The sequence below is a fragment of the Winogradskyella undariae genome (assembly GCF_013285155.1).
Lineage (GTDB): Bacteria > Bacteroidota > Bacteroidia > Flavobacteriales > Flavobacteriaceae > Winogradskyella > Winogradskyella undariae.
Window position 1 is genome coordinate 305,102 of sequence record NZ_JABTEL010000002.1, and the last position, 24,311, is coordinate 329,412.

Consider the following 24,311-nt stretch of genomic DNA (forward strand, 5'->3'; position numbering starts at 1 on the left):
ATTTACCGATTACCACGGTTTTTAATATTAGAATCGCAGAATTTTATAATCTCTGCGATTCTTTTTTGTTTGGTATCTTCACGTTTGGCTTGATTGAGCCAATATAAATAACCTTTTTTGTAACTCGGTGCAAAGTTGAGAAAATTGGTATAAGCATTTTTGTTTTTATTAAATGCAAGTTGAAGATCTTCAGGAATAATACCTTTTTCAACAGCGTCTAGAGCTGTCCAGCTTCCATTCTCTTTAGCAATCTTAATAGAATCAAGACCTTTTGGATGCATTAAGTTGTCTTTTTGTAATTCTTTTATATACGTTTTGTTAACCGCACTCCAAACACTTTTGGGTTTTCTAGGACAAAAATATTGTCTGCGTTTACCATTGCCTAAACTTTTTACCGTAGCATCTATCCAACCGTAACAAAGAGCTACTTTTACAGCTTCTTCCCAACGCATAGACTCTTTTTCGTGATCTACTTTATAGAAAATTAAGTGTATCGCTTTTTCAGAATCATGGTTTTCTTGCAACCATTGGCGCCATTCTGTATCTGTTTTAAAGTATAATTCAGGGATTTCCAATAGTTATATTTTTTTTGCGTTGACATAAAAATCTCTATCTATGATAAAATCTTCTGAAGTTACTTTTTTAGATTGCCATTTCATTTTAGGAAATAACCATTCCGATTTACCGTTGATTTCAACTTGAATAGGCATATCAAAATTTTCAACCGTATTTATCCAACGGTATTTTAATTTACCTTTTTTAATGCGATATTCTAAAGTCGGAATTTTTATCGTTCTTAAATATTGATTAAAAAAAGCTGTTAAGTCAATGCCTGTTTGTTGGCTTAAATAATCTTCAATTTGTTTTGTTGTTACCGTTTGGTGATAAAATGTAGACGATAAGCCTCGTAGTATTTGTCGCCATTTTTCATCATCTTCTACCAATTGGCGAAGTGTGTGTATTAAATTTTCACCTTTATAATACATATCGCTAGACCCTTCGTTATTCACATCATAATAACCAATTAAAGGTCTATCGTTTTGAATGTTTTTACGTGTTCCTATAACATAATCTGCAGAAGCTTCTTTTCCATAGTAATAATCTAAAAACAGATTTTCAGAATAGGACGTAAACCCTTCATGAATCCACATGTCAGCAATATCCTTATTGGTAATATTATTAGCAAACCATTCGTGTCCGGCTTCATGAATAATAATAAAATCAAACTTCAACCCCCAACCTGTTCCTGATAAATCTCGACCTAAATAACCCTCTTTATATTGATTACCATAGGTTACTGAACTTTGGTGTTCCATACCTAAATAAGGCACTTCTACCAACTTAAAACTGTCTTCATAAAAAGGATAAGGACCAAACCAATATTCAAAAGCTTCCATCATTTTAGGGGCATCTTTAAAATGTGCTTTAGCTTTTTCAAGATTATCCTTTAAAACATAATAATTCATGTCTAAATCTCCTTTTTCGCCTTTATAAACTTCAGAGAAATTTGCATAATCACCTATATTAATATTGACACCGTAATTATTAATTGGGTTGCTTACAAACCAATGCGAAGTTACGGTATCACCATTATCGATTAGCTTTCGTAAACGACCGTTAGAAACATTAGTGAGCCCTTTTGGGTTGGTAACACTAATGAGCATACTATCGACTTCATCATACATATGGTCCTTGTTTGGCCACCAAACACTAGCGCCTAAACCTTGGCAAGAGGTGGCTATAAAATCTTTGTCGTTGTGGTCTTTTTTCCAAGAAAACCCACCATCCCAAGGTGCGCGTTTGGCTTCCGTTGGTTGACCTTCATAAAAAACATCAATACTGTTAACTGTTCCAATTTTTTGTTGGTTAATTAGTGTTACAAAATGCGCATTACCATCATGTCTTATTTGTAATTCTTCACCATCTTGAAGAACTTTAGTGATTTGTAAAGGGGGTTGCAAATCTATTTGCATTACCTGATGCGGTTTTAATACTTTATATTGAATGGTGTTTTTTCCTGAAATAAATTTTGCGTCAGGTTTAACTTCAACATATAAATGGTAATAGGTTAAATCCCACCATTCACGTTCTGGTGTAATGCTTCCTCTTAAAGTATCTTGATGTGTGAACTTATTCTTTTCAGTAAGTAGCCCTTGACTTTGGCCGTTTAAAAATATAAACAATGTAAAAAGTACGAATACAATGGTTCTCATAGGGATTTTATAATCTTATTTCTGCCGTGAAAATAAAGGAAAGGTTTTTATCTTAAAATTTTATTTGGAAAAACAACAACGCTTTCGTGTCCGTCTTCTGCTACAGCAGCTACACCAAAGAAAGAATTATCAATAACAATACCATCTAGTGTGAATTCGGTTGTGTTTTCTACATAACGACTGTAATCCCAAGTTGGTGATGTTGTATCTCTCCAGTAAATTTTATAACCTTTTGCGCCTTCTACTTTTGTCCATTGCAATTTTGCAGAAGCTTCTACAATACCTCCAATGCTTACTTCTGTAGGCGATGGTGGGGCAAAAGCAAGGCTTGCCATAGTAATAGCATTCACCGTGGTTAATTTTTTACAGTAAGCAAAATTAACATGCTCAAACGTATCGCCGTAATTAATACCGTTTTCCGTTCTAATATCTTGGTGTTGTTGTGTGTAATTTTCGTGCGCTTCCATAATTCGAAGTGCTGGGAAACCAGCATCGTTAAAAGGTTTATGATGTCCACCACGTCCAAAACGATCTAATCTATAAACTAACATCGGGTTCATTTCTGGCATATACGTTTTTGTCGTTTTATAAACATAGCGTGCCAATTGACGCGAAACACCATCAACTTCACCACCATAATAACGTCGGGCACTAGCTTGTTTGGCTAATTTTTCAGGATTAGTTTCTGCGGTAGTTATGGGTTCCGAAAAAATGCGAAATGTTCTATTATCAATAACACCATCTACGCCAGATATATTCCCAATCATGTCATTATTTAAAACACCTATAATATCCCAATGCTTTTCTTGTGCATATTGAGCTAAACCTTGTCCGCCAAATAAACCTTGTTCTTCACCTGAAAGTCCAACATAAATAATACTATTTTCAAATTTGTATTGCGATAATACTCTTGCCGCTTCCATAGTACCAGCCATACCAGTAGCATTGTCATTGGCTCCTGGTGCATCAGACGTATAATCATTAGGATCGGTAACTCTAGAGTCAATATCACCACTCATTATAATAAAGCGGTTTGGGTATTTTGTACCACGTTGTATGGCAACGACATTCACCACGTTTACATCTTTTATAATGCGTTGATTACTGCCTTTTTCTACAAAATTAGTTTGAAAGAAAACCTCTAAGCAATCTTTACAATCTTTAGAAATGTTATCGAATTCCGATTTTATCCAACGACGTGCAGCACCAATACCTCTTGTTTTTGAGACGGTATCACTAAGCGTATGTCGTGTACCAAAATTAGCTAAGGTTTTTATGTCATTTTTAATACGGTCTTCTGAAACCGCATCAATAATATCATAAATTTTAAGATCGGTTTGTGCACTTAAATTGAAACTTAATGCTAAGGTTAAAAGTAATAAGGCTTTATTCATTTAGAGTTAGTTTTTCAAGAAGTTCTCTTACTTTTTCAGGACCTTTAATTTGATATTTTGCTTTAGTTTTAACATACCCCACTTTTATGGTGGTTGCTAATTCTGGTGCCGCTTCAAACATATATTCGTCGGTCCAATCATCTCCCATAATAAGGATAAAGTCGTAATCTTCCTTTCTTAATAACTGACTAGTCGCTCTACCTTTGTTAACATTACTACTTTTTATTTCAATAACCTTGTTGCCTTGTAAAACAGATAATTCATTATTAGCTACCATACTGGTTAAAACCGTATTAAGTTCCATGGTTCTAATTTGTGCCAATTCAGGATCTGCTGTTCTATAATGCCAAGCTAAAGAGTATTCTTTTTCTTCAATAAAAGTACCTGGTGTTCGGTCTACAAAAGTTTCGAGAATAGGTTTTATACTAGACATCCAATCGGTTTTAAGGATTTCTAAAGGTGTCCATTTTTTATGTTTACGCATCCAAACACCATGATCTGTAATAAGATCGTAGTCTTTTTGGCCATACCATTGTTCAAAAGTAGCTTTGTCTCTTCCGCTTATTAAACAAAGTTTTGTGTCTTCTTGATTTTGAAATTTATCTAAAAGGGCAAAAAGCTTCTCATCTGGTTTAGCATCTTGTGGGTTGTCTTTAAAACCAACCAGAGTACCATCATAATCTAATAAAATTAATCGTTTTTTAGCTTTTTTGAAATTTTCAACAATATTATTTTCATCCTTGTCGTTTAATTTTTTTGAAACAAAAACATCTTGTAATTCATTAGTGCTTTCTAAAGTTTTGAAAAATTCTTCAGCCCATTTTTCTACATCGTAACGTTTTAAACGTTTTTGTAAAATTTTCATTCGGCTTTTTTGCTCTTCCAAAGGCATGGTTAAAGCTTTGTCTAATGCAGTAGCAAAGTCTTCAAAACTATTTGGGTTAATAAGTAAAGCTTCATTCATTTCTTTAGCTGCACCAGCCATTTCACTTAAAATAAGAACACCATCTTGTTTTGTTCTAGTAGCGACGTATTCTTTGGCTACTAAATTCATTCCATCTCTTACAGGTGTGATTAATGCAACATCTGATGAGGTATATAAATCAATAAGATTTTCAAAAGGAAGTGATCTGTAGAAATACCAAATTGGTGTCCAACTTACGGTAGAAAACTCCCCATTAATACGTCCGACTAATTCATCCGTTTCACGTTTCAGTTTTTGATATTGTGGTACGTTAGAACGCGATGGAACTGCAAGCATTACCAATCTTACCTTTTCTTTATATTGAGGATAGGTGTTTAAAAAGTATTCAAAAGCTCTTAATCGATTTGGGATTCCTTTAGTGTAATCTAAACGATCAATAGTTAATATAAACTTTTGGTCGTCCCCTTCATTTAAATGAGTGTCTAATCGTTTTTGAAGTTCAGATTTTTGTGTGTCAGGGTTATCATGTTCTTGTGCTGCATTGTAAAACTTACCGTAATCGATTCCCATTGGGAACGAATCTACTTTTACAATTCTATCTTCATAAGTAATTTCATTAAAATTAACTTCTAAACGTAAAATTCGTTTTACAGAACTTAAGAAATGACGCTCATAATCATAAGTATGAAATCCAATTAAATCGGCACCAAGCATCCCTGTTAAAAGTTCTTTACGCCAAGGGAAGGTTCTAAAAATTTCATATGACGGAAAAGGAATATGTAAAAAGAAACCAACGGTTACATCTGGTCTTTTTTCTTTAATAAGTTGTGGTAATAGTAATAATTGATAATCGTGAACCCAAACGGTGTCGCCTTCATCAATAGTGTCTAATACAACTTCTGCAAACTTTTCGTTAACACGTTTGTAAGCTTCCCATTGCTCAGTTTCAAATTTAGCATATTCTAAGAAATAGTGAAATAAAGGCCAAAGTGTACGATTACTAAATCCTAAGTAAAAATCTTCAACATCAGCTTCTGTAAGTCCGACGGATCTACATTTTGCATTTTCAATTTTTTCATTGACTTTAGCTTTTAGGTTCTCGTCTAAATCTTCATCTGTAATTCCAGACCAACCAACCCAAATGCCATTTCCTTCTGCATGTACGGACTTCATTCCTGTCGCAAGTCCTCCAACACTAGGAGTTACATTGAGCTTGTCGTCTTCAATTGAAATTTGTAATGGTAATCTGTTTGAAACAATTATTGTTTTATTCATGATAATATTTTGGATGGTTTTCAAGTTTTTCGTTAATTTAAAGAAATTAGAATTTTTATCATCATTTTAAACCAAAAAATTAATGAATAATTTAGATTACGGAATTATAGGAAATTGTAGAAGTGCCGCTTTAGTATCAAAAGATGCGTCTATTGACTGGTGTTGTTTGCCTAAATTTGATTCTGCATCAGTATTCGCAAAATTGCTAGATGATAATATCGGAGGAAGCTTTGGTTTTATTGTTGATGACGGCTATACGACCGATCAGTTTTATCAAGAAAACACAGCAATATTAGTCACACGTTTTACCAAAGGCAACGATGTTTTTGAAGTTGTTGACTTTATGCCAAGATATCACAAGCCAAATGGAACGTATCATTCACCACCAGAATTTATTAGATATCTTAAATATGTTTCGGGTCAGCCAGAATTAAAAGTGGCTTACGACCCTAAGTTAGAATATGCAAAAGGAGTAACGTCTACTTATGTAAAAGATGATTTTATTGTAAGTCTTAATAATGAAGATACTTACGATACTTTATTTTTATATACAGATTTAGATAAAGAGGCGGTTTTAAATGGTGATACAATTGTATTAGATAGTGATCATTTCTTTTTAGTGGGGTACAATGAAAAATTGTTTGTGCCACATTTAAAATACGCAAGCTTAGAATACGAACGTACCAAAGTATATTGGTTAAATTGGTTAGAGCGCACACCGACTTATAAAAAGTTTAACGAGCAAATATCTCGTAGCGCCATGACTTTAAAGTTGTTGAGTTACGATAAAACAGGTGCTGTTTTAGCAGCTGCAACCACATCTTTACCGGAAACTATTGGTGAAGTTAGAAATTGGGATTATCGTTTTTGTTGGATTAGAGATGCCTCTATGGTGATTAAAGTGATGTCGCAATTAGGACATAAAAATATCGCCAGACGTTATCTTAAATTTATCATTGATTTGATGCCAGATAAGGATGAAAAGTTACAGATTATGTATGGTATTAGTGGTGAAAAGAAACTAACGGAAGAATCTCTAGACCACCTTTCTGGTTATAAAGGATCGAGTCCGGTTAGAGTAGGAAACGCCGCTTACATGCAAAAGCAGAATGACATTTATGGTATTTTAATGGATGTGATTCACCAATTACTCGTTAATTTTAGTAACGATATTGATAACGGTGAAGAGCTTTGGACCATGACTAAAGGTATTGTTTGGGTGGTAAGTAAGCACTGGAGAGAACCAGATAAAGGAATATGGGAATTTAGGGAAGGTGATCAGCACTTTACATTTTCTAAAGTGTTATGTTGGACTGCTGTAGATAAAGCCATAAAAGTAGCTAGACTTTTAGGTAAAACCTCAAAATTATCAAAGTGGGAAGTATTAGAAGAAGAAATAAGAACAGATATTATGGAGAATGCCTGGAATGAAAAAGTCCAAGCTTTTACCCAAGCTTATAATTCTGAAGATTTAGATGCTTCTGTTTTACTAATGGAATCTTACGGTTTTATAGATGCTAAACATCCAAAATTTGTAAGTACAGTTAAGGCTATTGAGCGCGATTTATGTCACGAAGGGCTTTTATACCGTTATAAAACTAAAGATGATTTTGGATTACCATCTTCGTCATTTACCATTTGTACATTCTGGTTTATTAATAGTTTATACAAAATAGGTGAAGAGCAAAAAGCCACAGAGCAATTTGAAAAATTATTATCTTACAGTAATCATTTAGGTCTATTTAGTGAAGACATAGACTTTAAAACGAAACGTTTGTTAGGTAATTTTCCACAAGCTTATTCGCATTTAGCACTCATTGAAACGGCTATAAATTTATCTAACGTTACTACGGCCGAAGAAAATGTAAAAAATACAATTAGAACAAAGAATTAATTATTCTTTTAAAAGAAGTGTTCCGAAGATATTAGCATCGATCCAACCTCTGTTTTTATCTTCGCCTTCTACAGGAATAGAACCAATAAAATTTTCACGTTCTAGGCTTTTGTCATTGTCACAGTAGGCAATGGCAAAACCTATTTTTTTGTTTACACTTAATTTAACCGGTGTATTAGAACCCTTATCGTTATAAGAATCATCATATAAAGACATTTTTACTTCCCAAATAGTTGTATTTCCTATAGTTTTATTTTTAGATTCTATATGCGAGTTGTACAGTTTTCCTATTTTTTCAGTAGACATATCCACTATATTTCCATCTAAAGCAATATGATAGGCAAAGGCGTTGTGATTATATTGATGTTCTCCACCACTATTGTCTTCATCTACAAAAATTTCTAAACAGTCATCATCCCACCATTTTACTAATGGATCTGCAATGTTATCAATTAATGTATCGTCTTTTATTTCGGCTAAAACATAAAGAGCATCGTTTGTCCAACTTAATTTAAAACGACCAGAATAATCCTCTTTGGTAAGTGAATCTCCCAACCAAACTTGGTCTAAAGCATACCATTTACTTTTTGCCCATGCAGAATCATTAGCCACAGCATCTACAATAATAGTGTCTTCAGATTTGTAAACTTCTCGTAGTTGCTTTTCAATTTTAGTAGAAGCTGTTTTCTGCGAAGGTTGTGTCATTTCTTTATTTGCATTTATTTTCTCTGTTTTTGATTCATTTTTACAATTAAAAAGAAGCGTTAAAAGAAGCGTTAAAAGAAGTAGGAGGTAAGTGGCTTTTTTCATGGGTTACTTTTTGTAATTAAATTTTACTGTCTTTACAGTTGATACTTGGCTTTCTAAGTTTTTAATAATGATCTCAAAGGTATATTTTTTAAGTTGAATTTGGATAATTAAATTTTATTACTACATTTGTAGTATTAAAACTATAATTGTGGATATAAAACAGCTTAATAAATCAGAGCTTCAGATAATGAAGTATTTATGGATGCTTGAAAAAGGATTTATGAAAGATATTGTAGAAAAGTTTCCAGAACCGAGACCAGCTTATACTACTATTTCTACGTTATTAAAACGTATGACGGATAAGAATTATATTGGTTTTGAGCGTTTAGGTAGAGACAAAGCTTATTTTCCTATTCTTAAAAAGAACGATTATTTCACTAAGCAAGTTAACGGAATGATTCAACATTTTTTTAATGATTCTAAAGCACAATTTGCTTCGTTTTTTACAAAAAATGCAGATTTGTCTATGCAAGAGCTAGAAGAACTTCAAGCTTTATTAAAGCAGAAAATGGACCAAAAGAAAGCTAATGATTAATTATTTTATATATACCGTCATTAGCTTAGGCTGTTCTTATGCTGTTTATTTCTTGTTACTTAGAAAGCAAAAAACATTTCAATTTAATCGGTTTTTCCTAATTGGTTCTATCCTTTTGTGTTTGGTAGCTCCATTTATTGAAATAGAACTATTTAATGCCGTCCCTAGTATTACTGAAATACCTTTAGAAAGAATTACAGAGTCGACTTTTGAAACTCCACATATCGAAGCTATTACTTTTGATGAGGTTACACCAGTACATCAATCATCTATAAATCCTGTATTCATTATTTATTTTATGGTTTCTGGTTTTTTCATGTTACGATTTTTAAAGAATTTATTGAAGATTTATAAGTTGACAAGACACGATTATAAACGTGTTGAAAGGTTAAAAATAATTACGGTTACCGATTCGGATATGGTGTCTAGTTTTTTTAATTATATGTTTATTCCTGAAAATCATGTTTTGTCTAAAAATGATTATTTAAGTGTTTTAGCACATGAAACCGTACATAGTGAAGAATACCACACTTTAGATATTATACTTTTAGAATTGTTGAAGTGTATATTTTGGTTCAATCCATTTGTATGGATGTACAATACATCTATTTTACAAAATCATGAATTTATAGCCGATGAAAAATCAGTTTCATCAGGAATTGCCATCGAAAATTATTCTAATACCATTATTAATTTAGGACAAAAGGAATACCGCGTTCCTCTAACTAGCGGATTTAATTTCATTAAAATCAAAAATCGAATTATTATGTTACATCAATCAAAAACTTCAATGTTTAATCGAACTTTAAAAATTACTTCTGTTATCTTACTACTTGCAGGCATTTTTGTATTTAGCTCTTATAAAGATTTAAAAGAGCCCCTTGTAGTTGTCATAGATGCTGGTCATGGCGGAAAAGATCCAGGGCAGAAGTCTTTTAATGTGAATGAAAAAGATATTGTATTGAATATTTCAAATGTACTAGCATCATTAAGCGATGATAAAGTTGAAATAGTTTTAACTAGGCATAATGATGAATTCTTAGAATTAAGTGAACGCGTCAAATTCATAAATAATAAAAAACCAGATTTGTTTTTAAGTTTACATGGTAACGCCAATACAGATGAAACTATCAGTGGAACAGAAGCCTATTACAATCCCAAACACGAACTTGCAGAAACTAGTCTTGTTTTTGCTAATATTTTAGTAGAAAATCAATTAGGTAATTTTGGTAATAGAGGAGTAAAGGAGACAACAGGACTTTACATGTTAAAAAACACTTCAGTTCCTGGGGTTTATTTAGAACTAGGTTTTATGACCAATGAAAGTGATAGAGTAGTGCTTACTGATAAAGACCAACAGTTGAAAATAGCACAATCTATTTACGATGGCTTATTAGAAATTAGAAGTATTAAATAAGTCAAATAAAAAAGCCAATGCAACCCATAATCATGAAATGGAAGCATTGGCTTTTTAAACTTAACTTAATCTAACTTCTAACCTAAAAACAGTATTTCTTTTCTGCTTTTACTTTTTCTGCGATCTCTATACGTAAATCTACAATATCTGGATAGTTTGCATATTTAGTAAAACGCTTAAGTCCCATTAACATCATACGTTGCTCATCTCCTTCAGCAAAAGAAATAATACTTTCTTTTCCTTTTTGTTCAACGATATCTACAGCGTGATATAAATATAATTTTGCCATTGCAATTTGTGCAGATTGTGAGTCTTCACCAAAGCGCTTTGCATTTTTCTCTGTTCTTAAAATTGCTGATTCTGCCATATAGATTTCAATTAAGATATCTGCAGCCGCAATTAATAATTGTTGGTGCTCTTCGAGTTGAGGTCCGAATTTTTGAACTGCTCCACCAGCAACCATTAAGAATGCTTTTTTAAGCTTTTGAATCATTACTTTTTCTTCTGAAAATAATTCAGAATAATCTGGTGTATCAAAAGAAGGAATACCCATAAGTTCTTCTTGTACTTTTGAAGCAGGACCTAATAAATCTACGTGACCTTTCATCGCTTTCTTTACTAACATACCAACACATAACATTCTGTTGATTTCGTTAGTTCCTTCATAGATACGTGCAATTCTAGCATCTCTCCAAGCAGATTCCATTGGTGCATCTTCCGAGAAGCCCATTCCTCCAAAAATTTGAATTCCTTCATCTGCAGAAGCTTGTACATCTTCAGATACGGCAACTTTTAAGATAGAACATTCAATAGCATATTCTTCAACACCTTTTAATTCTGCTTCCTGATGTGTATTTCCGGCAGCCTCACGCATTGCGATTCTATCTTCAATATTTTTTGCAGCTCTATAGGTTGCAGATTCACCAGCATAAGCATTGGCAGCCATTTCTGCTAATTTGGTTTTAATCGCACCAAATTCTGCAATAGGTGTTTTAAATTGTTTACGCTCTGTAGCATAGTTTACTGCTGTAGTTAAAATTCTACGCTGCGAATCTAAACAAGCCGCAGCCAACTTAATACGACCTACATTTAGCGCATTCATAGCAATTTTGAAACCTTCACCACGACCTGCTAACATATTTTCTGCAGGGACAACAGTGTCATTAAAGAATACTTGACGTGTAGAAGACGCACGAATACCTAATTTATGTTCTTCTTCACCTAAAGTAATTCCGTTTGGATTTTCTTTATCAAATTCTACAATAAATCCAGTGATATTTTTATCATCTTCAATACGTGCAAAAACAATCATCAAACTACAGAAACCTGCATTTGAGATCCACATTTTTTGTCCGTTAATTTTATAAGATTTTCCATCTTCAGATAAAGCAGCTGTTGTTTTACCAGAATTGGCATCCGATCCTGCATCAGGTTCTGTTAAACAGTAAGCACCAAACCACTCGCCAGAAGCTAATTTTGGTACGTATTTTTGTTTTTGTTCTTCAGTTCCGTATAATGTAATTGGCATAGTTCCAATTCCTGTATGCGCACCAAAAGCAGTACTAAAAGATCCTGTACCAGAAGAAATATAATCACAAGTTAAAACCGTAGATACAAAACCCATTCCCATTCCGCCATAAGCTTCAGGAACAGCAACACTTAAAAAGCCCATGTCTCCAGCTTTACGCATGACTTCTTCAGTTAAAGCATAGTCTTTAGCTTCAAATCTGGCTTTATGTGCAATGATTTCACGATCGTTGAATTCCGTTACGGATTCTTTCATCATGGTTTGTTCTTCTGAAAAATCTTCAGGTGTAAAAACGTCTTCACAATTTGTTTCTTTTACCAAGAATTGTCCGCCTCTTAGTAAGTCTTTATCTGTTGTTTCCATAATTTTATATAGATTATAGAAGATAGAAAATAGAAGATAGACTCTAAGCGAGACTGTTTTGAAATCCCATTGTCATTCTTTGGAATTCTTCTATTTTATCTTCAAGTTTTTTTAATGCTTCGTTGTTTAAATATTGTCTATGTTTAGCTACTAATAATTGCGTTCCTAATTCAAATGAAGAACCTAGAGCAATGTCTAGAAAATGACTAAATGATTTATCTGTTCTAGAAGATCCTTCTGCAATGTTGCTAGGCATTGATACTGAACATCTACTAATTTGTGAACTTAAATCATACCTTTCGTGTTTTGGAAAATCTAACAAAACATCAGAAATATCATTTGTAATCTCTAAACCGAGTTTCCAAATTTTTAAGTTCTTGTAATTATGTCGTTGTTTAGCACACATAAGTCTTTTTTCTTTGTTCTATTCTCTCTTATCTATTTTCTAAGAAAGAAACTCAAATATGCCACAAGCTCCTTGACCTGTACCAACACACATGGTTACTGCACCATATTTACCACTCATATCTCGCTTACGCATTTCATCAAAAAGTTGAACTGATAGTTTTGCTCCTGTACATCCTAAAGGGTGACCCAATGCAATGGCTCCACCGTTAACGTTAATGATATCTGGATTAAGGTCTAATTCTCTAATTACAGCCAAAGATTGTGAAGCAAAGGCTTCGTTTAATTCAATTAATTCTAAATCAGATTGTTTTAAACCAGCTTGTTTTAAGGCTTTCGGAATTGCTTTTACAGGTCCGATTCCCATGATACGAGGCTCAACACCTGCTGCAGCATAGTTTACCATTCTTGCAATAGGCTCTAAACCTAATTCTTTCACCATATCTTCACTCATTACCATAACAAATGCAGCACCGTCACTCATTTGAGATGAGTTACCAGCAGTAACACTTCCACCGGCAGCAAATACCGCTCTAAGTTTGGCTAAAGCCTCTTTACTTGTTCCGGCACGAGGACCTTCATCTTTAGTTACCGTATATGATCTGGTTGCTTTTTTTCCATTGGCATCTATGTAAGTTTCATCGACTTCAATAGGTACTATTTGATCTTGAAAACGATTTTCTGCTTGTGCTCTTAAAGCTTTCATGTGCGAGTTGTAGGCAAACTCATCTTGGTCTTCACGAGATACTTTGAATTGGTTGGCTACTGCTTCAGCCGTATTTCCCATTCCCCAATAATAATCTTCATGACCTCCTTTTACAATTTCATCATAATTTAATTCAGGTTTAAAACCTGTCATAGGTACGCTACTCATGCTTTCTGCACCACCAGCTATGATACAATCTGCCATTCCGGCTTGAATCTTAGCTGTTGCCATACCAATTGTTTCTACTCCAGAAGAGCAAAAACGGTTAACCGTAACTCCAGGGACATCAACGATTTCTAATCCCATTAAAGAAATTAAACGCGCCATATTTAATCCTTGAGCTCCTTCGGGCATTGCGTTACCAACAATGACATCGTCAATACGTTTTGGGTCTAAATTAGGCAGTTCTTTCATCATATGTTTGATGGTTTCTGCGGCTAATTCATCTGTTCTTTTAAAACGGAACACGCCTTTTGGTGCTTTACCAACTGCGGTTCTGTATGCTTTTACTATATATGCTGTTTTCATGTTAATTCGATTTTTAGATTATTCGATTTTTAGACATTTTAGATTTCCAATCATCAGGAAATCCGGTAATCCAATAATCTAGTTTCTTAATGGTTTCCCTTTAGTCAACATATGTTGAATTCTTTCTAACGTTTTACGTTCTGTACATAATGAAAGGAATGCTTCACGTTCTAAATCCAATAAATACTGTTCGCTAACTAGAGTAGGCTCTGATAAATCTCCACCAGCCATAACGTAGGCTAATTTGTTTGCAATTTTCATATCGTGCTCACTAATGTACTTAGAGTCTTTCATAGAATCTGTTCCTACCATAAACATACCTAAAGCCTGTTTACCCAAAACTTTTACATCGGTACGTTTTACAGGTTGTGTATAACCCATATTTGCCATTAACATGGCGTGTTGTTTAGCAACAGCAATCTGACGGTCTTTATTGACAACCACAACATCTTTTCCTTTTTGAAGAATTCCTAAATCGAAAGCTTCGTAAGCAGAAGTTGCTACTTTAGCCATACCAATAGTTAAGAAGTATTCTTGAAGAGTATTTAATTGCACATCTCCTTTTTTGAAGGTGTCTGATGCTCTTAAAGCCATTTCTTTAGAACCACCACCACCAGGAATGACACCAACACCAAACTCTACCAATCCGATGTAAGTTTCTGCTGCTGCAACTACTTTGTCAGCATGCATAGAAAGTTCGCATCCACCACCAAGTGCCATACCGTGAGGCGCAGCAATTGTTGGAATAGAAGAGTAGCGCATGCGCATCATACTATCTTGGAAATATTTGATAGCCATGTTTAACTCATCATATTCTTGCTCTGCAGCCATCATAAAAATCATTCCGATGTTTGCACCAACCGAGAAGTTTGCAGCTTGATTACCAACAACCAATCCTGCGAAATCTTTTTCAGCAATATCAATAGCCTTATTTAATCCGGCTAAGACATCACCACCAATCGTATTCATTTTAGATTGGAATTCTAGATTTAAAATACCATCTCCTAAATCTTCTACAACAACACCCGAGTTTTTAAAGACTTCGGTTGTTTTTCTAATATTATCTAAGATGATAAAACTGTCTTGACCAGGAATTTTTTCTTGTGATTTCTTTGGAATATCATAAGCGTAGGTTGCTCCATCTTTCACGGTATAAAATGAATCACTTCCAGAAGCTAACATATCATTCACCCAAGCATTAGGTTCTAAACCTTCTGCTTTCATCATTTCAATTCCTTTTTGAACCCCAATAGCATCCCAAATTTGAAAAGGACCATGTTCCCATCCGAATCCAGCTTTCATAGCATCATCGATTTTATATAAATCATCTGAAATTTCTGGAATACGGTTAGATACATAAGCAAATAAGGCAGCGAAGCTTTTTCTGTAGAATTTACCTGCTTTATCTTTTCCTTTTACTAATATTTTAAAACGATCAACAACTTTATCTACAGTCTTAGTCAATTCTAATGTTGCAAATTTTGCACGTTTAGAAGCACGATATTCTAAGGTGTTTAAGTCTAGAGATAAAATTTCAGAAGAACCATCAGCCTTTTTTACTTTCTTATAAAATCCTTGACCTGTTTTGCTTCCTAACCATTTATTTTCCATCATAGTATTGATGAAATCGGGTAATTTAAACAACTCTAAACGTTCATCTTTAGGACAGTTTTCACTAATTCCGTTAGCAACATGAACTAAAGTATCTAAACCAACCACATCTACTGTACGAAAAGTTGCCGATTTTGGACGACCAATTACAGGACCAGAAAGTTTGTCTACTTCCTCTATTGTTAAATCTAAATCTTTAACGGCATGGAATAAACTCTGAATGCTGAAAATTCCGATTCGATTTCCTATAAAAGCAGGTGTGTCTTTAGCTACAACTGAAGTTTTACCTAAGAATTTTTCGCCATATTCACTTAAGAAATCTAAAACAGATTGCTCCGTTTTAGGTCCAGGAATAATTTCGAATAATTTTAAGTAACGTGCAGGATTAAAGAAGTGTGTTCCACAAAAATGCTTCTGGAAATCTTCACTACGACCTTCGCTCATAAACTTAATAGGAATACCTGATGTGTTAGAGGTAATCAAGGTTCCTGGTGTTCTATATTTTTCAAGCTTTTCAAAAACTTGTTGTTTAATGTCTAGACGTTCTACAACGACTTCCATAATCCAATCTACATCTTTTACTTTTGCGATATCATCTTCAAGGTTTCCTGTAGTGATACGGTTGGCAAATGAAGGATGATAGAGTGGTGCGGGTTTCGATTTAATAGAAGCCGTTAAAGCATCGTTTACCATTCGGTTACGAACCACTTTGTCTTCTAAGGTTAAACCTTTAGCTTTTTCTTTATCATTTAATTCTCTTGGTACAATGTCTAATAGTAAGACATCGACACCAATATTGGCAAAATGGCATGCGATACCGCTTCCCATAATTCCGGAACCGATAATTGCTATTTTATTAATTCTACGTTTGCTCATATTATTTTATTGTTTGTTCCTTTTGATTGTATATTTGTTTGTTAGAGATCATGTTATTAATGACTTCGGCTACTTTTTGAAAGCTTGCCAATTCTTGCTCAGAAATATTAGCTTTAATGGTTTCATTAAAAGTGATTACTCTAGCTTTTGAATAATTTCTTTTTTCTAAACCAAACTCCGTTAAAAAGATTAACACGCCACGTCCATCTTCGGGGTTAGGTCTACGTTCAATTAAGCCTTTTGTTTCCATCATTTTTAAAGTCCTTGAAAGACTTGTTGCTTCCATTCCCATTTTTGGACCTAAAGAAGTTGATGGCGTTCCATTTTCAGGATCAATACTTAATAGGGCAAAACCAGTTGCCATGGTTGTATCAAATTTGGCAGCTTCTTCGTTATACATTTTGTTGACGGCTAACCAAGTTGTTCTTAATATATAATCTATTGTTTTATCTTTCATTTATTGTCATTGGAATCCAAATATAATAAAAAACACTATGCATGCATAATAAATTAAGAAAATATTATTACTAATATTTTAATATTAAGGTGGTAAAATTCACAGAAGTCTTTTTGTTAGATGCTTTTTTTACGATTATGATATAATTTTTAAATCATTAGAGAAAAGCGATTGAAAAACGAGTGAGTGCTAAAGGCTGTGAAAATAGGCTGGTTTTTACTGTGGAAATACAAAAAGGAGTTGAAAGAAACTCTTAATAATGATTTAGGTTTTTTATTAGAAATTATAAGAAAAGTTCTAATAAAGGAGCTGTTTTGAGATTTTAAAAATTTAATAAAAAAAAAACCTTTTTTACAGTTTTGAAGTTTGTAAAAAAGGTTTTTTGAAAATGTGTTAAATTATGATCTATAAATTTTATCATAAAGATCTTGATACATCTTTACAATAATGGCACGTTTCATTTTTAGTGTAGGAGTTAAGTGACCTCCATCAATAGACCAAATATCTGGTGTAAGTTCAAAACGTTTAATCTGTTCCCATTTACCAAAATGTTTATTGTATTTATCAACTTCTTTTTGAATACGATTCATTACGATATCAGAATTCGCAATATCTTCATTTGTTTTTCCGATGTCGTGTTTTTTAATATCAATCCAATCTCGTATAAAATCGAAATTTGGTTGAATTAAAGCCGCAGGCATTTTTTCGCCTTCACCAACAACCATTATTTGTTCAATAAAATGCGATTGTTTCATGTCGTTTTCTAACAATGGAGGAATAACGTATTTACCTCCAGAGGTTTTAAACATTTCTTTTTTACGACCTGTAATTTTTAGAAAACCATCCGCATCAATTAATCCCTTATCTCCAGTATGAAAATAACCGTCAGTCATTACTTCTGCTGTTTTAACAGGATCTTTATAATAGGCTAACATAACGTTAGGTCCTTTTACTAATATCTCGCCATCATCTGCGATTTTAACTTCTACATTATCAATAGGTTTTCCTACAGTTCCTATTCTATAACTATTGTCTTTATATAAACCAACAGCTATTACAGGAGATGTTTCTGTTAATCCATAGCCTTCCATCACTTGCATTTTTGCAGCTCCAAATATTCGAGCTAATCGAGGTTGTAGTGCGGCACTACCAGAAACCATAGTACTTATTTCACCTCCAAGAGCATCTCTCCATTTATTAAATATAATTTTATTGGCTATTTTAAGTTGAAACTCGTACCACCAGCCATTAGCTTTATAAGGTTTCCATTGGCCTCCTAATTTAACAGCCCAAAAGAAAAGTGCTTTTTTTATACCGGAAAGCTCTTCGCCTTTAAACATAATTTTATCAAAAACTTTTTCAAGTAATCTAGGAACCACACTCATAAGATGAGGTTTAACTTCTTTGGCATTATCACCTATTTTATCAATGCCTTCTGCAAAATAGATAGAAAACCCTGCGTATTGATATATATATATAAGAACACGTTCAAAAACATGACAAATTGGTAAGAAGCTTAAAACTCTGTTATTTCCTTCCTTAATAGGAACTCTAGGAGAACAATCTAAAGCATTACTTGTAATATTCCAATGAGAAAGCATAACACCTTTTGGCTTTCCTGTTGTACCAGAAGTATAAATTATAGTTGCTAAATCATCTGGTTTTACAGCATCTTTATGAGCTTCAACTTCAGGCTGATTACTTTCGTCTTTACCTAGCTCTAATAATTCAGAATAATGTTTACAACCTTTAATATAATCGAAAGAGTAGACCTCTTTTATTTTTGTTTTATCTTGAATTTTTCGAATTTTTTCTAAAACCTCTTCATCTGAAACAAAACAGTAAGTAGATTCACTATGGTTTAGAACATATTCATAATCTTCTGCTGAAATGGTTGGGTAAATAGGAATATTCTGTGCTCCAAGTTGAAGAATTCCAATGTCTGTTATGTTCCATTCCGTTCTATTTGTTGTAGAAATAACAGCAATTTTATCATCTTTTTTTACGCCTAATCGTAGCAAAGCTCTACTTATAGCATTTGATTTATCTACATATTCTTGTGTAGATGTAGCTTCCCATTCACCATTGTGTTTGGTTACTAATGATTTAGGATTAGGGCTATGTTTTAATTGATAATATGGAAAATCGAAAAGTCGAGTTACTTCTGTCATAGTTGTCAATGCTTATTTTAGTAAGAGAGAATACGAAAGTATAAAATTATTGAATACAAATTTAGTAATGTTAGTAAGAAAAATTTAAGAATTATTGATTTATGCTAGAGTAATGTGTGGTTATTTTTATGAAATATACAATAAAGTTCACTTTTTTTCATAAAATAATATTAAAAATAATCATTAATTTTTGTTATATTTGGATTAATATAATTGGTTTACCAATTTGGTAAACCAATTTATCTCTAACCAATTTTTTAATTAATAAACTATGACAACAATTTACTATTTACGGACAAAAATTCTAATGATACTTAGTCTTTTTTTATTCTCAACATTTAGTTTGTTTGCTCAAACAACACATAATATTGATAATATTGATGACCTAGAAGATTTAGTAGAAACACTTGCTGCGGGTGACACCGTTATTTTAGCAGATGGAACTTACACAACTGACGAAAGAATTAAATTTTCTCCTACAACAGGTACTGCAGAAATGCCTATTACATTTAGATCAGAAACCCCAGGAGGTGTTGAATTTACAGGAGGCTTGAGAATGAGCATTGGTGGAGATCACGTAATTATTGATGGTTTTTATTGGCACGGTGGTTATGGTGCTAGTGCCGTTATAGAATTTAGAGATGGTTATGATTATGCTAACCATAGTACAATTCAAAATTGTGCATTAGACGGTTTAACTGTTGATCCGGATGATTTTGATGCAACAAGTAGTGTAAAGCATAATTGGATCACATTATATGGAACTTATAATACTGTCATTAATTGTTCATTTATGAATAAGACTAATGCCGGTAATATGGTTCTTGTAGAGCTAGCATACAATGCTTATCCTCCGGTTGATGATGATGAACCAGAAATCAATACAAGTTGTGATATCGTTGGCCATACGATTAGCAATAATTATTTTTATAATTATGAAAAAATAGATTCAGATTTAACAAATTCTGGTGATAGTGAAACGATACGTATTGGTACAAGTTCTTATCAAAATGTTGATAGTAGTACTTTAGTGACTAATAATTATTTTGTACAAGCTGATGGTGAAAATGAAATTATCACTAATAAAAGTAAAAACAATACATTTATAAATAACACTTTTAGAAGAAGTAGAGGGTCTTTAGTGCTTCGTCATGGATCTAATGCTACAGTAGAAGGAAATTACTTTTTAGGTGAAAATGTAGACGGTACAGGTGGAATTAGAATTGTTGATAGTGAACATACGATTACTAATAATTATATTCAAGATTGTGTTACTGTTATCGATCAATCTATATGGAATAATGGTATAACATTTTTAGGTGGTAGTGCTAATAATTCTGTTGCTTGTACTTCTGATAATAATTCTAATGGGTATCAAAAAGTTGAAAATATTACACTTTCAAATAATTCTATTATAAATACTAATGCGCCTTTATTTTATAATGTAGATAAAGGTTCTACAGATCCAACAGGTGTTGTGTCTAATAACTTAATTTATTTTACTCCTGGTAATGAAAATATAACAGATGTTATTACAGGAGATGAAGCTGATGCCTATTCAGATTTAGGATCAGCATTAGATTACTCTGGTAATGTTTATGCAGGAACAAATTTAGGAGTTACAAATGCAGGCTTTGCTGAAGAAGCAGGAATTACAGCTACTGCAGAAGGAGAAATTTTTACTTTCTTAGGTGTAGGAGCAATAGGAAAAGGTGCAGATATGGGAGCTTATTTACCTACAACAGATGGTATGGTTGGTTCAGGAATAGGAGCTTGTTTTTTAAATAGTTTAGGTGTTAAGATTACAGATGGAGATTGTACTATTGAAATACCAGAATCTTTAACCGTTAGTGGATTACAAACACTTTCTCCAGAAGAAGGAAGTTATGATGTTTATGTTAATGCTAATGTAAGCTGGATAGCAGTTTCTAATGACGATTGGATTTCTATTGATACAATCTTTGGTACAGCTGATGCAACTATATCTGTTACAGTTACAGAAAACTCAGATACAAGTAGCAGAACAGGTTCTATTACTTTTATGCAAGATGCAGGAGGCGATGATATTGTAAGAGTTTTAAGCATTGTACAAGATGGTGCAGATTTAACGGATTTATATGATCTTATAAATACAGGTGTAATAGGTGAGGATCCTGTTACAATTCATTCTTTTTCTGAAGAAGAAGTCGATGGGGTTACTAAGTTTAATTATGCCTCTAATAGTTTAGATAAAGATAATAGTTCGGTTTGGACTGCAGATGATGGCGATATTTTATCGGGAGATTATAAAGGAGATGGTGAATATGTTATTTATGATTTAGGGAGTATTCATACCCTTAATTTAATTCAGTTTACAACTTCAAATAAATCGGATGCTTTTGGATTCCAATTTTTTATTTCTACAACAGGAACTGAGGATTCAGATTTTTCAATGGTATTACCAACTACTGGTGATTTATTACTATCGGCTACTAGTACTACAGATTTTAATTTATACGAAGTAGATACAAGTGCTAGATATGTAAAAGTATTAGGTTTTGGAAGATTTAATAGTGATGGAGATTCTAGAACAAGTGCTTGGGTTACGCTTGGTGAAATTGAATTTTTTGGAAATGAAGTATTGTCTGTTAATGATTTTGATTACGATAAAAATGTAAAGATTTATCCGGTGCCCGCACAAAACAGTTTAACAGTTAAGGTTTTTGAAGCTATGGATATTGAAGTTGCAAAACTTTATAGTGTAGATGGTAAGTTGGTTATCAATAATAAAGTTGACTTTTTAGATTCTGAATTTACTATGAACGTTTCTAATATTGAAAATGGAACTTATATTCTTAACCTATCAGGTGCAACAGGTGTTAATGTTTCTAAATTTATAGTGATTAAAAACTAAATCATTAAAGTTTTATAAAAAGGAATCGTTTAAAATTAATTTTTTAAACGATTTTTTTTTTGCTTCAATATCAAGCTTTATAAAAAGAATAAACCCTCCTAAATTATATAGGAAGGTCTATTCAATAAATCTGTAATTTAGGGAACTACATTTCTATTTTTTCCATGCAAAAGATTGGAAAGGTGCATCTACAGGTGTATTTGCAATATGATTAGTATAGTTACTAATTACTTTTTGAGATAATCCTAAAATAATCTCTAATACTTGTTGCTCACCATAACCAGCAGCATAAAATGTACTTAATTCTTCTTCAGTTACGTGTCCACGATTTCTAACAATAGTTAATGTCATAGTACGTAATGCTTCTAATTTAGCATCTGCTAAAGGCGTTTCGTTACGTAAAGCTTCAGTTATAGCATCATCAACTTTCATCATTTTTGCAATTCCTGTGTGAGCAGGTACACAATAATGACATGCATGTTCTACGTTTATAGCTTGCCATACTACTGTTAATTCTTCTTCGTTAAAAGAAGTTTGAGTAAATAACTCGTGTAATGTTTGGTAAGCTTCAAATGTTTTTGGAGCACTAGCTAAAACACCATGTAAACCAGGAATCATACCAAAACCTTTTTGAGATTTTTCTAATAAAGCTTTGCTTTCTTCTGGTGCACTTTCGATGTTGTGAATTTTTAATGTTGTCATAATTTTTCTTTTTTATTTGTTGTATTTTTTCTAAACGTTCGGTTAGTTATGTCGTAAAAAAAAGGTTATAAATTTTTAAAGGTCATTTCAATATAATCTTCTATTTCCTTTTTTGTGTTTACTCTTGCTGCTGCGGCTAAACCATGTTTTGCTAAAAGTAAAAAGTTAGCTTGTTTTATAATGGTTTCTTCGTCTTTAGAAGGATCCATTTTAAGCTTTTCAATAATAATAGTTTTTAAACCATCCATAAAAGAATTCATTTGCTCTTTTATTAATAGGTCTTCGCTTTCTGAAAATTCATTGTAAGTATTTGTAACCAAACACCCTTTTTCATTTCCTTCTTCAAAGTTAGAACTTACAGAATCATAAAAAAACTGCTTTATGTCTTCTATTCCGTTATCTGCTTTTTTAAACTTTTCAAAAATAGAATTGATTCTAGATTTATAATGTTTTAAACTCTCTAAGAATAAACCGTTTTTGTTACCAAAACTAGAATATATTGAAAACTTATTAATGCCCATTTCTTTTTCAAGCATTTGCATTGATGTTGTTTGGTAGCCATTTCTCCAAAAGATATGCATTGCTTTCTCAACAACTTCAGTTTCGTTATATTCTTTTTTTCTTGCCATTCCTTTTATAATTAGAATCACTTAATTTCTAACTACAGTACAAAACTAACCAATCGTTTAGAAAAGAAAAAGGATTTAACATTTATTTAGTTTTTTTAGAGAGGTTGATTAAAGATGAAGTATTAACGATTTACTGTTATACTTTTTAATTTTCTGTAAATTAATAGATAAACAGTAGCTGCTGCAAACGAAATAATGGTACCTACATAAATTCCGAACAAAGGATATACTATTGAGATCACTAAGGAATAAATTATTAATGAAAACATACCAATAGGGACATTTTTTATAATTGTATGCACATGTTCTTTTGAATAGGTAAAGTGAATAATTAACATTAACGGAAATAGTGTTGTAGGAAAGGCAGAAAAAAGTCCTGCTAAATTTGGCCCTACAAATCTAGGAACACTCGTAATTAATAAAATAATTAAAGCAGCAAAAAAGGCTCGCACAAAAAGAATTCTATAATTAAGCTTTGCTTTAGTCTGGATATTAACATTCTTAATTTTTTTGAAAAGATAGATGTAAAGAAATGAAAATGTGACAGGTATTAATATCGCTATATATTTATTGACATCAATAAGCTGTAATAGCGAAACAATGGCAAAATATCCTAGTATAGCAGATAATGAAGAAAGAAGGATATTGAATTTAGTAAAGAACTTAGATGCCATGTAATAGATATATACAAATGATAAAGTTGCAGTTAACCCAATCATATTAAAAACAGCACTTTCTGCAGCGAAGTCAGGACTAACTTCTAATCCAAAGAAAAATAAAGTTATAGCAGAACCGGATGGGTATCCTGATAAAATACCTGCAATCTTTGTACTTACATTTTCGGCAAGAATAGATAAACCAATAACGAATAGAATGGCTACAATTAATTTAATTAAGATTAATAATTCGGGCATTTTATTAATTAATATTTACCTATTAATGATTTTATTTTAAAATATAAAAGCAGTAAACCTTAATA

At 32.6% G+C, this 24,311-nt stretch carries 18 protein-coding genes; 4 read left to right on the plus strand and 14 right to left on the minus strand.

The window, feature by feature from the left end; translation table 11 throughout:
• Window positions 1-2 precede the first annotated feature (2 nt).
• The 4 genes from HSX10_RS03810 to HSX10_RS03825 are packed head-to-tail and all read right to left on the minus strand — an operon-like array spanning window position 3 to window position 5,807.
• The gene (locus HSX10_RS03810; protein WP_173586880.1) at window positions 3-575 is read right to left on the minus strand and encodes a YdeI/OmpD-associated family protein; all 573 of its coding nucleotides are present in this window, start codon (window positions 573-575) and stop codon (window positions 3-5) included.
• Between the two features lie 3 nt (window positions 576-578).
• Window positions 579-2,213 (minus strand): M1 family metallopeptidase, encoded by a 1,635-nt coding sequence (locus tag HSX10_RS03815; protein WP_173586881.1) that lies wholly within the window; start codon window positions 2,211-2,213, stop codon window positions 579-581.
• A gap of 47 nt (window positions 2,214-2,260) precedes the next feature.
• On the minus strand, window positions 2,261-3,607 hold the full coding sequence (locus tag HSX10_RS03820; RefSeq protein WP_173586882.1) for a M28 family metallopeptidase: 1,347 nt from the start codon (window positions 3,605-3,607) through the stop codon (window positions 2,261-2,263).
• A complete protein-coding gene (locus tag HSX10_RS03825) occupies window positions 3,600-5,807 on the minus strand; it encodes a bifunctional alpha,alpha-trehalose-phosphate synthase (UDP-forming)/trehalose-phosphatase (protein WP_173586883.1) in 2,208 nt (735 codons plus the stop codon). The genes HSX10_RS03820 and HSX10_RS03825 overlap by 8 nt, the downstream gene beginning before the upstream one ends.
• A gap of 82 nt (window positions 5,808-5,889) precedes the next feature.
• On the opposite strand from HSX10_RS03825, the gene HSX10_RS03830 reads away from it, so the two are divergent.
• Entirely contained in the window at window positions 5,890-7,701 is a 1,812-nt protein-coding gene (locus HSX10_RS03830; RefSeq protein WP_173586884.1) for a glycoside hydrolase family 15 protein, read from the plus strand.
• Here the strand turns inward: HSX10_RS03830 and HSX10_RS03835 are convergent, their stop codons facing one another.
• Window positions 7,702-8,511, minus strand: coding sequence for a sugar-binding protein (locus HSX10_RS03835; protein ID WP_217363227.1), 810 nt, complete (start codon window positions 8,509-8,511; stop codon window positions 7,702-7,704).
• Between the two features lie 148 nt (window positions 8,512-8,659).
• On the opposite strand from HSX10_RS03835, the gene HSX10_RS03840 reads away from it, so the two are divergent.
• Window positions 8,660-9,046 carry a BlaI/MecI/CopY family transcriptional regulator gene (locus tag HSX10_RS03840; protein WP_173586885.1) on the plus strand — a complete coding sequence of 129 codons (387 nt, stop codon included), beginning with the start codon at window positions 8,660-8,662 and terminating at the stop codon, window positions 9,044-9,046.
• Window positions 9,039-10,463: an N-acetylmuramoyl-L-alanine amidase gene (locus HSX10_RS03845; protein WP_173586886.1), complete on the plus strand. Its 1,425-nt coding sequence runs from the start codon at window positions 9,039-9,041 to the stop codon at window positions 10,461-10,463. The genes HSX10_RS03840 and HSX10_RS03845 overlap by 8 nt, the downstream gene beginning before the upstream one ends.
• Before the next feature lie 82 nt (window positions 10,464-10,545).
• Here the strand turns inward: HSX10_RS03845 and HSX10_RS03850 are convergent, their stop codons facing one another.
• The 6 genes from HSX10_RS03850 to HSX10_RS03875 all read right to left on the minus strand — a co-directional run bounded on the left by HSX10_RS03850 (window position 10,546) and on the right by HSX10_RS03875 (window position 19,108).
• Window positions 10,546-12,354, minus strand: a complete 1,809-nt coding sequence (locus HSX10_RS03850; protein ID WP_173586887.1) for an acyl-CoA dehydrogenase FadE — start codon at window positions 12,352-12,354, stop codon at window positions 10,546-10,548.
• Between the two features lie 43 nt (window positions 12,355-12,397).
• Complete coding sequence (locus HSX10_RS03855; RefSeq protein ID WP_173586888.1) at window positions 12,398-12,760, minus strand: four helix bundle protein; 363 nt, start codon at window positions 12,758-12,760, stop codon at window positions 12,398-12,400.
• Window positions 12,761-12,799: 39 nt separating this feature from the next.
• Window positions 12,800-13,993: an acetyl-CoA C-acyltransferase gene (locus tag HSX10_RS03860; protein WP_173586889.1), complete on the minus strand. Its 1,194-nt coding sequence runs from the start codon at window positions 13,991-13,993 to the stop codon at window positions 12,800-12,802.
• A gap of 78 nt (window positions 13,994-14,071) precedes the next feature.
• Window positions 14,072-16,480, minus strand: a complete 2,409-nt coding sequence (locus HSX10_RS03865) for a 3-hydroxyacyl-CoA dehydrogenase/enoyl-CoA hydratase family protein (RefSeq protein WP_173586890.1) — start codon at window positions 16,478-16,480, stop codon at window positions 14,072-14,074.
• A gap of 1 nt (window position 16,481) precedes the next feature.
• Window positions 16,482-16,937 (minus strand): MarR family winged helix-turn-helix transcriptional regulator, encoded by a 456-nt coding sequence (locus tag HSX10_RS03870; RefSeq protein WP_173586891.1) that lies wholly within the window; start codon window positions 16,935-16,937, stop codon window positions 16,482-16,484.
• A gap of 398 nt (window positions 16,938-17,335) precedes the next feature.
• Window positions 17,336-19,108 carry an AMP-dependent synthetase/ligase gene (locus HSX10_RS03875; RefSeq protein ID WP_173586892.1) on the minus strand — a complete coding sequence of 591 codons (1,773 nt, stop codon included), beginning with the start codon at window positions 19,106-19,108 and terminating at the stop codon, window positions 17,336-17,338.
• A 307-nt stretch (window positions 19,109-19,415) separates the two neighbouring features.
• Here HSX10_RS03875 and HSX10_RS03880 point away from each other — a divergent pair, with 307 nt between their 5' ends.
• Complete coding sequence (locus HSX10_RS03880; protein ID WP_254453192.1) at window positions 19,416-22,001, plus strand: chondroitinase-B domain-containing protein; 2,586 nt, start codon at window positions 19,416-19,418, stop codon at window positions 21,999-22,001.
• Between the two features lie 153 nt (window positions 22,002-22,154).
• On the opposite strand, the gene HSX10_RS03885 is transcribed toward HSX10_RS03880, so the two are convergent.
• The 3 genes from HSX10_RS03885 to HSX10_RS03895 all read right to left on the minus strand — a co-directional run bounded on the left by HSX10_RS03885 (window position 22,155) and on the right by HSX10_RS03895 (window position 24,246).
• Window positions 22,155-22,703: a carboxymuconolactone decarboxylase family protein gene (locus HSX10_RS03885; RefSeq protein WP_173586894.1), complete on the minus strand. Its 549-nt coding sequence runs from the start codon at window positions 22,701-22,703 to the stop codon at window positions 22,155-22,157.
• 65 nt (window positions 22,704-22,768) lie between these two features.
• The gene (locus HSX10_RS03890) at window positions 22,769-23,332 is read right to left on the minus strand and encodes a TetR/AcrR family transcriptional regulator (RefSeq protein ID WP_173586895.1); all 564 of its coding nucleotides are present in this window, start codon (window positions 23,330-23,332) and stop codon (window positions 22,769-22,771) included.
• Between the two features lie 122 nt (window positions 23,333-23,454).
• Entirely contained in the window at window positions 23,455-24,246 is a 792-nt protein-coding gene (locus HSX10_RS03895; RefSeq protein ID WP_173586896.1) for a hypothetical protein, read from the minus strand.
• Window positions 24,247-24,311: the final 65 nt, after the last annotated feature.